This is a genomic window from Pantoea sp. ABR1s (assembly GCF_057812235.1).
The window spans coordinates 3,226,112-3,240,839 of the sequence record NZ_CM173823.1; the positions used below are offsets into that span (position 1 = coordinate 3,226,112).

At 59.0% G+C, this 14,728-nt stretch carries 15 protein-coding genes; 4 read left to right on the forward strand and 11 right to left on the reverse strand.

Annotated elements, in window-relative coordinates:
• The first annotated feature begins 231 nt into the window (after positions 1 to 231).
• Positions 232 to 2,682 (forward strand): acyl-CoA dehydrogenase FadE, encoded by a 2,451-nt coding sequence (fadE, locus tag ACXKZD_RS15305; RefSeq protein ID WP_488981712.1) that lies wholly within the window; start codon positions 232 to 234, stop codon positions 2,680 to 2,682.
• A 192-nt stretch (positions 2,683 to 2,874) separates the two neighbouring features.
• On the opposite strand, the gene mtnK is transcribed toward fadE, so the two are convergent.
• Positions 2,875 to 4,074, reverse strand: a complete 1,200-nt coding sequence (mtnK, locus tag ACXKZD_RS15310; RefSeq protein WP_154209603.1) for an S-methyl-5-thioribose kinase — start codon at positions 4,072 to 4,074, stop codon at positions 2,875 to 2,877.
• A 122-nt stretch (positions 4,075 to 4,196) separates the two neighbouring features.
• On the opposite strand from mtnK, the gene mtnA reads away from it, so the two are divergent.
• Positions 4,197 to 5,219, forward strand: a complete 1,023-nt coding sequence (gene mtnA, locus ACXKZD_RS15315; RefSeq protein WP_488981713.1) for an S-methyl-5-thioribose-1-phosphate isomerase — start codon at positions 4,197 to 4,199, stop codon at positions 5,217 to 5,219.
• Between the two features lie 56 nt (positions 5,220 to 5,275).
• On the opposite strand, the gene ACXKZD_RS15320 is transcribed toward mtnA, so the two are convergent.
• The 3 genes from ACXKZD_RS15320 to ACXKZD_RS15330 are packed head-to-tail and all read right to left on the reverse strand — an operon-like array spanning position 5,276 to position 7,114.
• On the reverse strand, positions 5,276 to 5,818 hold the full coding sequence (locus ACXKZD_RS15320) for a 1,2-dihydroxy-3-keto-5-methylthiopentene dioxygenase (RefSeq protein WP_064690614.1): 543 nt from the start codon (positions 5,816 to 5,818) through the stop codon (positions 5,276 to 5,278).
• 1 nt (position 5,819) lies between these two features.
• Positions 5,820 to 6,503 (reverse strand): acireductone synthase, encoded by a 684-nt coding sequence (mtnC, locus tag ACXKZD_RS15325; protein ID WP_425031882.1) that lies wholly within the window; start codon positions 6,501 to 6,503, stop codon positions 5,820 to 5,822.
• Entirely contained in the window at positions 6,500 to 7,114 is a 615-nt protein-coding gene (locus tag ACXKZD_RS15330) for a methylthioribulose 1-phosphate dehydratase (protein WP_010255165.1), read from the reverse strand. The genes mtnC and ACXKZD_RS15330 overlap by 4 nt, the downstream gene beginning before the upstream one ends.
• 298 nt (positions 7,115 to 7,412) lie before the next feature.
• Between ACXKZD_RS15330 and ACXKZD_RS15335 the strand changes: the two genes are divergently transcribed.
• Together ACXKZD_RS15335 and ACXKZD_RS15340 are read left to right on the forward strand one after the other, a co-directional pair.
• Positions 7,413 to 8,573, forward strand: coding sequence for a pyridoxal phosphate-dependent aminotransferase (locus ACXKZD_RS15335; RefSeq protein ID WP_033756685.1), 1,161 nt, complete (start codon positions 7,413 to 7,415; stop codon positions 8,571 to 8,573).
• Positions 8,561 to 9,328 (forward strand): amidohydrolase, encoded by a 768-nt coding sequence (locus tag ACXKZD_RS15340; protein WP_010255163.1) that lies wholly within the window; start codon positions 8,561 to 8,563, stop codon positions 9,326 to 9,328. Before ACXKZD_RS15335 ends, ACXKZD_RS15340 begins: the two co-directional genes overlap by 13 nt.
• Positions 9,329 to 9,355: 27 nt before the next feature.
• Here ACXKZD_RS15340 and uraH read toward each other — a convergent pair whose 3' ends face one another.
• From uraH to ACXKZD_RS15375, 7 genes are read right to left on the reverse strand one after another with little or no spacing between them, the layout of a single operon-like run.
• Positions 9,356 to 9,691 (reverse strand): hydroxyisourate hydrolase, encoded by a 336-nt coding sequence (gene uraH, locus ACXKZD_RS15345; protein WP_010671151.1) that lies wholly within the window; start codon positions 9,689 to 9,691, stop codon positions 9,356 to 9,358.
• Positions 9,688 to 10,182 (reverse strand): 2-oxo-4-hydroxy-4-carboxy-5-ureidoimidazoline decarboxylase, encoded by a 495-nt coding sequence (uraD, locus tag ACXKZD_RS15350; protein ID WP_033756683.1) that lies wholly within the window; start codon positions 10,180 to 10,182, stop codon positions 9,688 to 9,690. The genes uraH and uraD overlap by 4 nt, the downstream gene beginning before the upstream one ends.
• A gap of 2 nt (positions 10,183 to 10,184) precedes the next feature.
• A complete protein-coding gene (hpxK, locus tag ACXKZD_RS15355) occupies positions 10,185 to 11,438 on the reverse strand; it encodes an allantoate amidohydrolase (protein ID WP_488981714.1) in 1,254 nt (417 codons plus the stop codon).
• Entirely contained in the window at positions 11,435 to 12,670 is a 1,236-nt protein-coding gene (locus ACXKZD_RS15360) for a pyridoxal-phosphate-dependent aminotransferase family protein (RefSeq protein ID WP_346437982.1), read from the reverse strand. The genes hpxK and ACXKZD_RS15360 overlap by 4 nt, the downstream gene beginning before the upstream one ends.
• 20 nt (positions 12,671 to 12,690) lie before the next feature.
• Complete coding sequence (locus ACXKZD_RS15365) at positions 12,691 to 13,422, reverse strand: amino acid ABC transporter ATP-binding protein (RefSeq protein WP_010671147.1); 732 nt, start codon at positions 13,420 to 13,422, stop codon at positions 12,691 to 12,693.
• Complete coding sequence (locus tag ACXKZD_RS15370) at positions 13,403 to 14,059, reverse strand: amino acid ABC transporter permease (protein ID WP_010255156.1); 657 nt, start codon at positions 14,057 to 14,059, stop codon at positions 13,403 to 13,405. The genes ACXKZD_RS15365 and ACXKZD_RS15370 overlap by 20 nt, the downstream gene beginning before the upstream one ends.
• A complete protein-coding gene (locus ACXKZD_RS15375) occupies positions 14,059 to 14,727 on the reverse strand; it encodes an amino acid ABC transporter permease (RefSeq protein WP_010255155.1) in 669 nt (222 codons plus the stop codon). The genes ACXKZD_RS15370 and ACXKZD_RS15375 overlap by 1 nt, the downstream gene beginning before the upstream one ends.
• Between the last annotated feature and the right edge of the window lies 1 nt (position 14,728).

A 14,728-nucleotide genomic window follows, 5' to 3' on the forward strand; every position in this document is an offset into this window, starting at 1 on the left:
GGTTAATCGCAGCAAGTTTAACGGAATGGCCGGTCAGCGCAAAGCGTCATGCCATGGCTGGCCAGGCAGTGGCGGCGATTATCACTGCAGCGGGTGATGCAAAAATGGACAGAAATCGGTTTTTGTGAGGCAGGTTGTAATTGCGATGTAAACAAATTGATAAATCAACCCAACTGCTCTAAACCTCTCTACATAACAGGTCAGACCTCTTACTACTTGGAGCGGTTCATTATGATGGTTGTCTCGATACTTGCCACGGTGGCGCTGATTGGCGCCCTGTTCTATCACCGCCTGTCGTTGCGGCTCAGCAGCGCGATTCTGCTGCTGTGGACTGCTGCGATGGCTTTTGCTCACCTCTGGACGCCATGGTTACTGTTGCCGCTGGCGATCATCCTGCTGCCGTTCAACCTGCCGTCACTGCGCCGCAGCCTGTTTTCAAAGCCGATGTTTCAGCGCTTCCAGCAGGTGATGCCGCCGATGTCACGCACCGAAAAAGAAGCGATCGATGCGGGCACCACCTGGTGGGAAGGCGATCTGTTTCAGGGCAAACCAGACTGGCAGAAGCTGCACAACTATCCGCAGCCGCGCCTGACTGCCGACGAGCAGGCTTTTCTCAATGGTCCGGTTGAAGAAGCATGCCGCATGGCCAACGATTTCCAGATCACCCATGAGCTGGCCGATATGCCGCCGGAACTGTGGGCTTATCTGAAAGAGCATCGTTTCTTCGCGATGATTATCAAAAAAGAGTATGGCGGACTCGATTTCTCCGCCTATGCGCAGGCCTGCGTGCTGCAAAAACTGTCGGGCGTCTCCGGGATTCTGGCGATTACCGTAGGCGTGCCTAACTCATTAGGTCCGGGCGAACTGCTGCAACACTACGGCACTGAAGAGCAGAAAAATCACTATTTACCCCGGCTGGCACGCGGCGATGAGATCCCCTGCTTTGCGCTGACCAGTCCGGAAGCGGGCTCAGATGCCGGAGCCATCCCCGATACCGGCGTGGTCTGCATGGGCGAGTGGCAGGGTCAGCAGGTGCTGGGCATGCGGCTGACCTGGAACAAGCGCTATATTACGCTGGCGCCGATCGCCACCGTGCTGGGGCTGGCATTTAAACTCTCCGACCCGGATCATCTGCTCAGCGATAACGAAAATCCTGGCATTACCTGTGCGCTGATCCCGACCAACACGCCCGGCGTGGAGATTGGTCATCGCCACTTCCCGCTTAACGTGCCGTTCCAGAACGGGCCGACACGCGGCAACAATATCTTTGTGCCGATTGACTATATTATTGGCGGCCCACAAATGGCCGGTCAGGGCTGGCGGATGCTGGTGGAGTGTCTGTCTGTGGGTCGCGGCATTACGCTGCCATCGAACTCAACCGGCAGCCTGAAAAGTGTGGCGCTGGCGACAGGCGCCTATGCCCATATCCGTCGTCAGTTCCGCGTCTCAATCGGTAAGATGGAAGGGATTGAAGAGCCGCTGGCGCGCATTGCCGGTAACGCCTACGTGATGGATGCGGCGGCTACGCTGATTACCGCCGGTATTATGCAGGGTGAAAAACCGGCAGTGCTGTCGGCGATTGTGAAATATCACTGCACCCATCGCGGTCAGCGCGCCATCATCGACGCCATGGATATTGCCGGCGGTAAAGGCATTATGCTGGGTAACAGCAACTTCCTGGCCCGCGCCTATCAGGGTGCGCCTATCGCCATCACGGTAGAAGGCGCTAATATTCTGACCCGCAGCATGATTATCTTCGGACAGGGTGCGATTCGCTGCCATCCTTATGTACTGCAGGAGATGGCGGCAGCAGCCAGCAACGATGTTAACGCGTTTGATCAGGCGCTGTTCAGCCACATCGGTCATGTCGGCAGCAGCACCATCCGCAGCCTGTGGCTGGGCTTAACCGCCGGACGCACCAGCGCCACCCCGACCCGCGATGGCACCCGTCGTTACTATCAGCATCTGAACCGCATCAGTGCCAACCTGGCGTTGCTCTCTGATGTGTCGATGGCGGTGCTGGGCGGCAGCCTGAAACGTCGTGAGCGTATTTCGGCGCGTCTGGGCGATGTGCTGAGCCAGCTCTATCTCGCTTCGGCGACGCTGAAACGCTATGACGATGAAGGCCGCAACGAAGCCGATCTGCCGCTGGTGCACTGGGGCGTGCAGGATGCGTTACATCAGGCGGAAGTCGCGATGGACGATCTGCTGCGTAACTTCCCGAACCGTCTGGTCGCGGGCGCATTGCGGATGACTATTTTTGCAGGCGGTCATCACTGCCCTGCTCCGTCTGACCGTCTGGACCATCAGCTGGCAAAACTGCTGCAACAGCCGTCAGCTACCCGCAGCCGTCTGGGCCGTGGCATGTACCTGACGCCCAGCGAGCACAACCCTGCCGGTCAGCTGGAACAGGCGTTGCAGGATGTGATGGCGGCAGAAGTGATCCATGACAGGCTGTGCAAACAGACGAAGCAGCACCTCTCCTTTACCCGGCTGGATGCGCTGGCGAAGCGCGCGCTGGAGCAGGGCTGGATTGATGCTAAAGAGGCTGAAGTGTTGCAGCGTGCTGAGGCCAGCCGCCTGCGTTCGATTAACGTCGATGAGTTTGAGGCGGATGCGCTGGCAGTGCCGGTGCCAGAGAAAGCCCCTCAGGCTGCGTCGCGGGCGAGTGAGGCAGCATAGGGTTAGCGTTAGCCTGCATCACCGGCGCAGGAACAGGGTCAGAAGAGGAAAGCGTCCCGCGTCAGGACAACGCGAGCCGAGCGAGCCAGGGATGGCTTTAGCGACTTTCCGATCTGCCCCTGTTTCCGGCGCGGGCACACTCTTACAGCCAGCCTTTGATTTACCTGAAAGCCGACATCACGTCGGCTTTTTTTATCCCGCCTGACGGATGCGGGCAATCAGCGCATCCACATCTTCTACATGATCGGCCGCCAGAATCAGCGTGCGTCCCAGATTAATTGCATTACGGATGCAGTCGGTACGCATCGCCGGATCGGCAATCAGCTTCATATCCGCCACGTGTGACATCCCCACCGTGCGGCGAATCAGTTCGGTGCCGCAGTAACCGATGGTATCGGCCCATACTTTACGCAGAAACGCCTCTGCATAGCCTGGATAAGCCAGTGCCTCATCGCGGGTTTTCTCTGCCGCCAGTGCCAGAAAGCCCGCGGCAAAGGTGGTCCAGAGGGTGTGTACATCGCTGAGACGCTGCTCGCGTGCATCGGCGGCCTCACGCGGTGGCAGCAGACCCGGCACGCCGCAGTAGTTAATCAGCAGGTTGCCAATGGCGGTGCCGACATCAAAACCGATAGGGCCAAAATAACCAAATTCCGCATCAATCGCTTTCAGGCTGCCATCAGCAACGAAAATCGAGCCGCTGTGAATATCACCATGCAGCAGCGCTTCAGCGTGGGCAAAGAAACGATGCTTGAGACCGCCTACCGCAATGCGCAGTGCATCGTCATTACGCAGGCTGGCGACCAGCGGTTCAAGCGCTTCGGGATAGCTATTGCGCTCATGGTCGGTATAGGGATCGTTAAAGAAAAGATCTTCGGTGATTTCACACATTTCCGGATTAATAAAACGCGCCACTTCCGCTTTTTTCTGGTGCGGATGCAGGATGAAATCGGAGGTATGAAACAGGGTTTGTGCCAGATAGTCGCCTAACTGCTGAGCCGCTTCCGGGTAGTAAGCGCCCTTCACCAGCTCGCCGCGCCAGATGCGATGACTGGAGAGATCTTCCATTACCATCACCGCCAGCTCCGCATCGTAATGGGTGATCTTCACCGTGTGCTGCGGACAATATTTGTAGTGTTCGACCAGGGTCTGCGCTTCCAGCCGCGCCCGATCCAGCGTCAACGGCCAGGACTCACCCACACAGCGCACATAGGGCAGCGCCTGCTTGACCACCACCCGGCTGTTGCCCTGATCGTCATAAATTTTAAACACCAGGTTGAGGTTGCCATCACCAATCTCTTCTGCGCTGCTCAGCGCGGCAGGATTGTCCACGCCGCCAAATTGTCGGGCATATTCCACAGCATCAGCAGCAGTAAAGGTACGGTATTGCGACATTGCCTGTTCCTCATCAATCGAAGGGGGATAACCTGGGTGTAATAAGCCGTTCAGACGTCTATACATCCGTTCAGCATGTTGGCACAATAGGTATCATTAACGCAACATGGATTTCACCCACAATGCAGACACTTCAAACCACCAGCTTACAGGTTCGTGACAATCAGCTCTGGATTCTGGATCAGCAGGCACTGCCGCAGCAAAAGAACTGGCTGTCCGCGCACAGCGTGCCCCAGCTGATTGAACATATTCATGCGCTGCGGGTGCGCGGTGCGCCGCTGATCGGCCTTTCCGCCTCGCTGCTGCTGGCGTTGCTGGCAGAACAGGGGCAGACGCGCGCTGAACTGGCGCAGGCACTGGAGACCCTGCGCGCCGCCCGCCCTACCGCGGTCAATCTGATGAACAATCTGGACCGGATGAAACTGGCGCTGGCGCAGCCGGACTTTGCCCCCGCGCTGGCAGAAGAAGCCTGGCGACTGGTGCAGGAAGATAAGCAGCTGTGTGACGCCATTGCTGACGCGGGTTGTACGCGGGTGAAACCCGGCAGCCAGCTGCTGACCCACTGTAATACCGGCGGACTCGCCACCGCCGGTGTAGGCACCGCCCTTGGCGTGATTGCCCGCGCCCATCAGCAGGGGCTGATTAAGAATGTCTGGGTTGATGAAACCCGTCCGCTGTTACAGGGCGGCCGGTTAACCGCCTGGGAGCTGGGCGAGCTGGCGATTCCTTACACCCTGATTACCGATTCCATGGCCGCCAGCCTGATGGCCCGTGGAGAGGTCGATGCCGTATGGGTAGGCGCTGACCGCATTGCCGCCAACGGCGATGTGGCGAATAAAATCGGCACCTACAGCCTGGCGGTGCTGGCCCATTATCATCAGATTCCGTTTTACGTGGCGGCCCCGCATACCACGCTGGATCGCAGCTGTCCGGACGGCGCAGCGATTCCTATTGAACAGCGCGCCGCCAGTGAAGTAACGGGCGTTGCCGGCAGTTTTGGCAGCGTGCAGTGGGCGCCGGAAGCGGCGAAGGTCTATAACCCGGCGTTTGATGTCACGCCCGCCAGCCTGATCAGCGGCTGGGTACTGGACACCGGGGTAGTTACGCCTGACCAGGTTCAGGGTGGCATTTTCCAGCCACAATAACGGTCTGCAAGGCGTTTACCGTGAGCGGCAAACGCCTTGCGAAAACGACGGGCGGTTTACGCCAGACGCGGATAGGCATCCGCAATCTTATCGCCGGTAAAGTTCGCTACCCAGCCTTCCTGATTATCGAAAATACGGATAGCCGTGAAGTGCGGTGACGATCCCATATCAAACCAGTGTGGTGTTCCCGCTGGTACCGAGATCAGATCGTTTTTTTCGCAGAGGATCTGCAGGATCTCGCCATCCAGGTGCAGACAAAAGAGTCCGGCACCCTCAACAAAGAAACGCACCTCATCTTCGCCGTGTGTATGTTCAGAGAGGAACTTCTCGCGCAGCACGGTTTTCTGCGGATTATCGGCGCGCATGCTGATCACATCCCAGCTCTGATAGCCCTTCTCTGCCACCAGCCGATCGATCGCATGCTGATAGGCGTTGATCACTGTTTCGGGATCCGGATTTTCACCCAGATCGCGATCGGCTTCCCAGCGCTCAAAACGGACGCCTTTGGCGCTCAGGCGTTCACGAATCTCTTCCGCGTCGGTACTGTGCCACACCGGCTGGCTGGCTTCGCGGTCGGTAAAAATAGTCAGTGCGCTCATCCTAAATCGACTCCGGGTTAATCTGGGAAAAATCGGTCACCTGACGATGGCGGCTCTCGCCGTCTGCATCGCCACGCAGTAGTTGCAGCGTCTGCCAGCCCGCCTCAGCGGCGGCATCCAGCTCCTGATGAATATCGGAGAGAAACAGCAGCTGCTCCGCTGGCTGATCAATTTCAGCGGCGATAGCGCGATAGGCTGCGACTTCGCGTTTGGCACCCACGTGCGTATCAAAATAGCCGCTGAAGAGGTCAGTAATATCACCTTCGTCGCTGTAGCCAAATAACAATTTCTGCGCCGCAACCGAGCCGGAGGAATATACATACAGTTCAATGCCCTGCGTCTTCCAGCGGTTCAGCGCAGGCAGGACGTCGGGGTAGAGATGACCGGTAAAACTGCCGCTAACATAACCCTCGCGCCAGATCATGCCCTGCAGCGCTTTCAGGCCGGTTGATTTGCGATCCTGGTCCATAAACCCTAACAGAATCTCCGTGACCGCATTCAGGTCGGCCTGCGGCTGACCGGCCTCCTCACGCACCGACTGCAGTGCTGCAGCGACATCGGGCTGATGCGCATTTTCACGCAGGAAACTCGCCAGATGCTGACGGGCGTAGGGAAACAGGATGTTATGTACAAAACGGATATCGCTGGTGGTACCTTCGATATCAGTAACAATGGCGCGAATCATGCTCTCTCCAGCAGGCGACGTTGACGTTCACATTCAAATAAAAATTCCAGACCTTCCAGATGACGGCGTGCTTCGCTGACATCCCGGCCCCAGCAGGTCAAGCCGTGGCCGCGCAGCAGAAAGCCGTAACGCAGCGGAAAGCGGGCGGCGTAATCTTCAATTTCTGACGCCAGCGCCGCAATGTCCTGGCTGTTGTCGAACACAGGAATGGCCAGCGTATCCAGATGGGTGTGCTGTCCACTTAACGATTTTTGCATCTCATAGCCGTGCAGCAGCAGCGCCGCGCCCTGCTCCACTCGCGACAGCACCGTCGCATTTACGGTGTGGGTATGCAGCACCGCGCCCGCCTCGGGAAAGAGTCGATAGATCATCGTGTGCAGACCGGTTTCTGCCGACGGCTTACGGCCTGAGAGCGACTGGCTGGTAGCAATATCGACCTCAATAAAGTCATCCCGCGTCAGCGTGCCTTTATCTTTGCCCGATTCACTCAGCAGGCAGACATGTTCATCGCGGCGCACCGACATATTCCCGCCGGTGGCCGGTGCCCAGCCTTTCGCGCCAATCCAGTGACAGGCGGCGACCAGCTGATCTAATGGAAGACTCTGCGACATAAAATTTCCTTGCGGTGAAATATGATCTCGGGTGGCTCAGCCCAGATAACGATAATGGCTATAAAATTACAACAGGTTGAAAATCTTAAACAGTTAGCAAACGTGCCCGACTGCTGAACCATACTCTCCGGGTCCTGCCAGATGATCCGCATCTCAGCAAGGCGGCAAGCGCTTATCGCCCGGAGCATGACGCATTTAGCCATCTAAGCGTCTTGATTGCCAAATACTACCATCCTGTTTATAGTGGCACAAACACCGGGTGACACCGCATCAATCTTCGCGCTTAAGGCCTGACATCATGACGCAGCACAACCTGATCCCCGAGAGTAAACTCCCTTTGCTCGGCACCACCATTTTCAGCCAGATGAGTGCGCTGGCGCAGCAGCATAACGCTATCAATCTCTCTCAGGGCTTTCCTGATTTTAGCGGCCCGGACTATCTGCAGCAGCGTCTGGCGTATCACGTCAGCCAGGGCGCGAACCAGTATGCGCCGATGACCGGTGCGCTGCCGTTACGTGAGGCGATTGCAGAGAAAACCGCGCGGCTCTATGACTATCGTCCTGATGTCGAAACGGAGATTACGGTGACGGCGGGCGCAACCGAAGCGCTCTATGCGGCGATTACCGCGCTGGTGCGGCCAGGCGATGAGGTGATCTGCTTTGATCCCAGCTACGACAGCTATGCGCCTGCGGTAGAGTTGTCGGGCGGCGTGATGAAACGCATTACGCTGCAGCCGCCCGCTTTCCGGGTGGACTGGCAGGCGTTTGCTGCGCTGCTGAGTGATAAAACCCGGCTGGTGATCCTGAATACGCCGCACAATCCTTCCGCCACCGTCTGGCAGCAGCAGGATTTCACCGCGCTATGGCAGGCGATTGCTGCGCGACCGGTCTATGTACTGAGCGACGAAGTCTATGAGCACATCTGCTTCGATCAGGCAGGCCACGCCAGCGTGCTGGCACATCCCGAACTGCGCCAGCGCGCTATCGCGGTGTCGTCGTTTGGTAAGACCTTCCATATGACCGGCTGGAAAGTGGGCTACTGCATTGCCCCTGCCGCGATCAGCGCGGAACTGCGCAAGGTGCATCAGTATCTGACCTTCTCGGTGAATACGCCGGCGCAGCTGGCGATTGCCGATATGCTGCGTGAGCATCCGGAGCACTATCTTGAACTGCCGGCGTTTTATCGCGACCGCCGCGATCGGCTGGCAACGGCGCTAAGCAGCAGCCGCTTTAAGGTGCTTCCCTGCGAAGGTACCTACTTTTTGCTGGTCGATTACAGCGCCATCTCCGATCTGGATGATGTCAGTTTCTGCCAGTGGCTGACCCGCGAAGTGGGCGTTGCCGCGATTCCTCTGTCGGTGTTCTGCGCCGATCCCTTTCCTCATAAACTGATCCGCCTCTGTTTTGCCAAACAACCGGCGACATTAGATGCCGCCGCGGAGCGCTTATGTCAGCTTTAAAAATCACGTTACTGCAGGAGACGCTGAGCTGGATGGATGGCGAGGCCAACCTGCGCCATTTTGACGAGCAGCTGGATGGACTCAACGGGCGCGATCTGATTTTACTGCCGGAGATGTTTACCACCGGCTTTGCAATGGAAGCGGCGAAAAGCTCGCTGCCTCAGGCGCAGGTGGTGGAGTGGCTGCATCAGCATGCCCGTCGCAACGATGCCCTGGTCGGCGGTAGCGCGGCGATTCAGACCGAACACGGCGCGGTAAACCGCTTCCTGCTGGTGGAGCCGGACGGCACGCTGCATCAGTATGACAAGCGCCACCTGTTCCGCATGGCGGACGAGCATCACCACTATCTGCCAGGCGAACAGCGTCAGGTGTTTGAGTGGCGCGGCTGGCGCATCCTGCCGCAAATCTGTTACGACCTGCGTTTCCCGGTCTTCTCGCGCAACCGCAACGATTACGATCTGGCGCTCTATGTCGCCAACTGGCCTGCACCGCGTGCACTGCACTGGCAGGCGCTGCTGCTGGCGCGGGCAATTGAAAATCAGGCTTATGTAGCAGGCTGTAACCGCGTCGGCAGTGATGGCAATCAGCATGAATACAGCGGCGACAGCCAGATTATTTCACCGCAGGGTGAGATCCTCAGCGCGGCTGAGCCGCACCAGCGCGCCAGGCTGGACGCAGAGCTGTCGCTGGACGCACTGAATGCTTATCGCGAGCGCTTCCCGGCCTGGCAGGATGCGGATCGCTTTTCGCTGTGAATGGCGGGCGGGCAGTCAGCCCGCCCATTAACTGCCGCGATAGGTTGACCAGGACCAGGGCGAAATCAGAAACGGCAGATGAAAATGGCTGCCCGCTTCGGCAATCATAAAATCGATCTGCGCGCTGACGTAGAGTGCATCCCGACCGGCGGCGGCAAAATAGTCGCCGATTTCTGCCGTTAAACGGTAGTGGCCCGGCGTCAGCGGCTCGGGCGTGAGATCTTTCAGACGCCCGTCGCTGTCGGTTTCACCCTGTGAAATCGGAAACCACCCTTCCGGGCTGTTCTGCTCAAGTGAAATCGCTACACCGCTGGCCGGTTTGCCCAGCGCCGTGTCCAGAATATGGGTGGTAACAGTACTCATTGAATCGTCTCCTTCAGGCGTAACAGGGTAATTTCACGCAGCTGATCCAGCACCTCCTGCTGCTCGGCAGGATCGCTATTCTGCAACCGACGCTGCAACTCTGCCAGCATCTGCTCGCCGCTGCGCCCTTTAGCGCGAATCAGAAACACCCGGCCAAAACGGGCTTCATAAGCCTGATTCCCCTGCTGCATCGCCTGCTGCAAAGCGCTGTCGGCCTGCTGCATCGCAGACTGCTCTCCACGCGACAGGGCCGCCTCTTTATCCGCACCGTTAGCGTGTTCGCCAATGCGGGGATGCGCCGACAGTGCTGCCTCCAGCTCAGGCTGCTGCCACTGGCGGGCCAGCGCATCGGCGGTTTCCCGTAGCGCATCCAGGGTGTCAAAAGGCCGGGCTGCCACCAGCGACTGCTGCCAGTGCGGGATGGCAACACAATGCCGGATGGCCGCCTGCGCCTCATCAGCTGTCAGCTGATTAAATGCGGCTAATTCCATGTTCAGCTCCGTTCAGCAATCAGCGAGACCGCCTGTAAATAAGCCTGCAGCGCGGGCGCCACATCAGCCACCGCCACGGACTCTGCCGGATGGTGGCTGATACCACGATGGTTACGCACAAATAGCATGCCGACCGGCCAGCGTTCAGCGATAGCGATGGCGTCGTGCCCGGCGCCGCTCGGCAGTGACAGGCTGCGACCCTGCACCGTTTCCACCGCATGACTCAGCGCCTGCTGCAGCGCGGAGTCACAGGCGGTGGCACCGATGCGATAATATTCGTTCGACTCAAAGCGGAGTCCACGCCGCAGCGCAATCGCCTCCGCCTGGGTTAACAGACTGGAGAGCAGTGTCTCCAGTGGGTTATCCAGCGGACCGCGCACGTCCAGCGACAGCGATACCTCGCCAGGGATTACATTTACCGCTCCCGGCGCGCAGTTAATCGTACCGACGGTAGCCACCAGTTGCGGATCCTGCTCACGGGTGGTCTGCTCAATAAACACCATCCACTCGGCAGCGGCAGCCAGCGCATCTTTGCGGTGGGTCATCGGCACCGTGCCCGCATGGCCCGCTTCACCGGTGAAACGGCAGTTGAGGCGGCGCGCACCGTTGATGGCCGTGACCACACCGAGCGCCAGATCCTCCTGCTCCAGGCAGGGGCCCTGCTCGATGTGCAGCTCAAGATAACCGACGATATCCTCAACCCGACGCGTAGCTGCCTGGATCTGGCTGCTGTCGAGCCCGACATCCGCCATCGCCTGCGCCACGGTAATGCCGTTGCCGTCAGGATGCGTCACCCAGCTTTGCGGCCAGCTGCAGGTAATGCCACGACTGCCGAGCAGCGTAATGCCAAAACGGGTGCCCTCTTCGTCGCCAAAGCCAATGACTTCAATCGCCAGTGGTAAGCGGCGCTGATGTTCGTTAAGCCACTGCACGGTTTCAATCGCGCTGAGCACGCCCAGCATGCCGTCGTAGCGACCGGCGTTGCGCACCGTGTCGAGATGCGAGCCAAGCAGTAAAGCGGGTGCACCCGCTTCTGCCGCCTCGTAGCGCCCACAGATATTGCCGACTTCATCCTGCCACACCTGCATCCCCGCCGCCTGCATCCATTCACCGACACAGGCGTTGGCGCGCAGATGTTCGGGTGAGAGGTAGACGCGGGTCAGCCCCTCGGCCGTTTCGCTGATCGCCGCCAGCGCATCGCAGCGCGCCATAACGCGCTGTGCAGCGGCCTGGGCTTCGCTGGCGCTCATCATCATGCGTGGCTCCCGTAGTGATCCCAGGCGGCCTGCGCCGCGGCACCCTGCGGCGTGCGATAGCCGACATAGGTCAGCACCGTTTCCAGCGCGGAGAGAGTCTGCATCACGCAATCTTTACGCGCGTTGTAGCCCATGGTGCCGATGCGCCACACCTTGCCATGCAGCGGGCCAAACGAGGTGCCAATCTCAATGCCGAAATCTTCCAGCATCAGCTTGCGCACCTGATCGCCGTTTACGCCAGACGGGATCATCACGCCCAGCACGTTGTTCATTTTGTGTTTCAGGTCGCCGAAGGTCTCCAGCTCCATCCCCTGAATGCCTTTCAGCAATGCTTCACCGTGCAGCTTGTGGCGGGCGATGCCGTTGTCCAGCCCCTCCTGCAGGATCAGACGGGCGCACTCGCGCGCGCCAAACAGCGCACTGGTCGCTTCGGTATGGTGGTTGAGCCGCTCCGGCCCCCAGTAATCCATGATCATGCCGAGATCAAAATAGTTGGAGTAGATCATCTCCTCTTCGCCATCCTGATGCGCCTCGGTGCGGATCCCCTGCTCTACGCATTTGCGTTTGCGGATCACCGCTTCCATCTCTGCGCTCAGCGTGATCGGCGAGGTACCCGATGGACCGCCCAGGCATTTCTGCATCCCCGCGGATACGGCATCAAGCCCCCAGGCGTCCGTTTCCAGCGCGTTACCCGCCAGCGACGCGGTGGCATCGGTGTAGAACAGCACGCCATACTGTTTGCAGATCGCCCCCAGCTGCTCAAGCGGCTGCAGCATGGTGGTTGAGGTGTCGCCCTGTACGGTCAGCAGCAGGCGCGGCCGCACTTTTTTGATCGCATCTTCGATCTGGTCGGGAGTAAAGACTTCGCCCCACGGCACTTCAATGGTGTGCACTTCCGCCCGACAGCGGCGGGCAATTTCGCACAGCAGATGACCAAAGCGGCCAAACACCGGTACCAGCACTTTGTCGCCAGGCCGGATCGACGACAGCAGAATCGATTCGATACCGGCGCGGGAGGTGCCGTCAATCAGCAGTGTCCAGCGGTTCTCTGTGCGAAACACGCCGCGATAGAGCGCCATCACTTCATTCATGTAGTGGGTCATCGCGGGATCGTACTGCCCCAGCAGCTGACTCGACATGGCGCGCAGCACCCGTGGATCGGCATTGATCGGTCCAGGCCCCATCAGCAGACGCTGTGGCGGGTTAAGTTGCGGGTATTGATTGATATCCATCGTAATTTCCTTTTTCAGAATCAGAGGCGAACCGAAGAGATAAACTGCTTCAGCTCCGGTGACTGCGGCTGAGCAAACAGCGTCTTACTGTCGCCCTGCTCCCATACGCGCCCCTGATGCATAAAGACCACACGATCGCCCACGTCGCGGGCGAAGCTCATTTCATGCGTGACGAGGATCAGCGTCATCCCTTCTGATGCCAGCTGCTCCAGAACTTTGAGCACTTCGCCCACCAGCTCGGGATCGAGCGCGGAGGTGATCTCATCACAGAGTAAAACTTTCGGCGTCATCGCCAGTGCACGGGCGATCGCTACGCGCTGCTGCTGACCGCCGGAGAGGCTGGCAGGATAGTAGTTGAGACGCTCGCCCAGCCCGACCTTCTCCAGCATCTGCGCCGCCAGCGCCCGGCACTCGGCCTCGCTTTTTTTCAGCACCCGGCGCGGCGCCAGCATCACGTTCTCCAGTGCCGTCATGTGCGGGAACAGATTGAAGCTCTGAAACACCATCCCGACCGAGCGGCTGATTTCACGCGCCTGCGAGTCGCGATCGGTAATCGTCATACCGCCGAGCTTGATGCTGCCCTCCTGATAGCCTTCCAGCCCGTTCATGCAGCGCAGCAGCGTGCTTTTGCCCGATCCGCTGCGACCGATGATTGAGATCACCTCGCCCATGTCGATATCCAGATCCACGCCTTTCAACACATGGTTGTCGCCGTAATATTTTTGCACCTGATTAATGGTGATGAGCGGCATTGAATTTTTTCTCCAGATACTGGCTGTAGCGAGACAGCGGATAACACATCAGGAAGTAGCCCAGCGCCACCAGCCCAAAGACTTTAAACGGCTGATAGGTCACGTTGTTCAGAATGGTGCCCGCTTTGGTCAGCTCGATAAAACCGATAATTGACGCCAGCGCGGTGCCCTTGATCACCTGGACAGCAAACCCCACAGTCGGGGCAATACCGATGCGGATCGCCTGCGGCGCAATGACCCGCCACAGCGTCTGACCAAAGGTCAGGCCGAGACAGCGCGACGCTTCCCACTGGCCTTTTGGCAGGGCGCGGATGCTGCCGTACCAGATATCGACCAGAAAGGCGCTGGTGTAGAAGGTCAGCGCCAGCGAGGCTGCCGTCCAGGGTGCAACATCAATGCCGAACAGGCCGACGCCGAAAAACGCCAGGAACAGCTGCATCAGCAGCGGCGTGCCCTGAAACAGCGCGGTGTAACCGCGTACCAGCCGCGTTAACCATTTGCGTTGCAGCAGGCGCATAAACAGCAGCGGCAGCGTCACCAGTGTGCCGCCGACAAAGGCCACCAGCGACAGCAACAGGGTCCAGCGTGCCGCCAGCAGCAGGTTGCGCAGGATGTCCCAGTCGGTAAAGGTCGTCATCATGATGGCTGCACTCCAAACCATTTACGGCCAATCGCCAGCAGCAGATGGCGCATTGCAATCGACAACGCCAGGTAGATCAGCGTGGTCACCAGATAGACCTCAAAACTTAAGAAGGTGCGCGACTGGATCAGGTTGGCGGCAAAGGTCAGCTCCTCGTAGGAGACCTGCGACACCACCGACGAACCCAGCATCACGATGATGCACTGACTCACCAGCGCCGGATAAATGCGCTGCAGCGCGGGCGGCAAGACCACCCGCAAAAACGTCTGGCTGCGGGTTAATCCCAGCACCCGTCCCGCTTCCCACTGCCCTTTGGGTGTTACCTGTATTCCGGCACGAATAATCTCGGTGCTATATGCCCCAAGGTTGATCAGCATCGCCAACAGCGCCGCCTCGCCAGCAGTGAGTTTCAGCCCCAGCGCAGGCAGACCGAAAACGATAAAGAACAGTTGCACCACAAACGGCGTGTTGCGGATCAGCTCGACATAGATGCCCCACAGGCGGCTCATCCAGCTGGGTCTGCCACTGCGCAGCGCCGCGCCCGCAATGCCGAGCGCCACACCACCGGTAGTCGCCAGCACCGTCAGCTGAATGGTGACCCAAAGACCGGAGAGCAGCTCCGGCCAGTAGGGCCACAGGGCGGGAAAGTTAAGTTGCCCGGTCATG

What these genes read in the sequence shown, in the direction of transcription:
- ACXKZD_RS15320 (WP_064690614.1), bottom strand. Translation starts at nt 5,818, where the DNA reads ATGAGCGCACTGACTATTTTTACCGACCGCGAAGCCAGCCAGCCGGTG.
- hpxK (WP_488981714.1), bottom strand. Translation starts at nt 11,438, where the DNA reads ATGATGATGAGCGCCAGCGAAGCCCAGGCCGCTGCACAGCGCGTTATG.
- fadE (WP_488981712.1), top strand. Translation starts at nt 232, where the DNA reads ATGATGGTTGTCTCGATACTTGCCACGGTGGCGCTGATTGGCGCCCTG.
- mtnC (WP_425031882.1), bottom strand. Translation starts at nt 6,503, where the DNA reads ATGATTCGCGCCATTGTTACTGATATCGAAGGTACCACCAGCGATATC.
- mtnA (WP_488981713.1), top strand. Translation starts at nt 4,197, where the DNA reads ATGCAGACACTTCAAACCACCAGCTTACAGGTTCGTGACAATCAGCTC.
- ACXKZD_RS15340 (WP_010255163.1), top strand. Translation starts at nt 8,561, where the DNA reads ATGTCAGCTTTAAAAATCACGTTACTGCAGGAGACGCTGAGCTGGATG.
- ACXKZD_RS15370 (WP_010255156.1), bottom strand. Translation starts at nt 14,059, where the DNA reads ATGACGACCTTTACCGACTGGGACATCCTGCGCAACCTGCTGCTGGCG.
- ACXKZD_RS15330 (WP_010255165.1), bottom strand. Translation starts at nt 7,114, where the DNA reads ATGTCGCAGAGTCTTCCATTAGATCAGCTGGTCGCCGCCTGTCACTGG.
- ACXKZD_RS15375 (WP_010255155.1), bottom strand. Translation starts at nt 14,727, where the DNA reads ATGACCGGGCAACTTAACTTTCCCGCCCTGTGGCCCTACTGGCCGGAG.
- ACXKZD_RS15335 (WP_033756685.1), top strand. Translation starts at nt 7,413, where the DNA reads ATGACGCAGCACAACCTGATCCCCGAGAGTAAACTCCCTTTGCTCGGC.
- ACXKZD_RS15360 (WP_346437982.1), bottom strand. Translation starts at nt 12,670, where the DNA reads ATGGATATCAATCAATACCCGCAACTTAACCCGCCACAGCGTCTGCTG.
- ACXKZD_RS15365 (WP_010671147.1), bottom strand. Translation starts at nt 13,422, where the DNA reads ATGCCGCTCATCACCATTAATCAGGTGCAAAAATATTACGGCGACAAC.
- uraD (WP_033756683.1), bottom strand. Translation starts at nt 10,182, where the DNA reads ATGGAATTAGCCGCATTTAATCAGCTGACAGCTGATGAGGCGCAGGCG.
- uraH (WP_010671151.1), bottom strand. Translation starts at nt 9,691, where the DNA reads ATGAGTACTGTTACCACCCATATTCTGGACACGGCGCTGGGCAAACCG.
- mtnK (WP_154209603.1), bottom strand. Translation starts at nt 4,074, where the DNA reads ATGTCGCAATACCGTACCTTTACTGCTGCTGATGCTGTGGAATATGCC.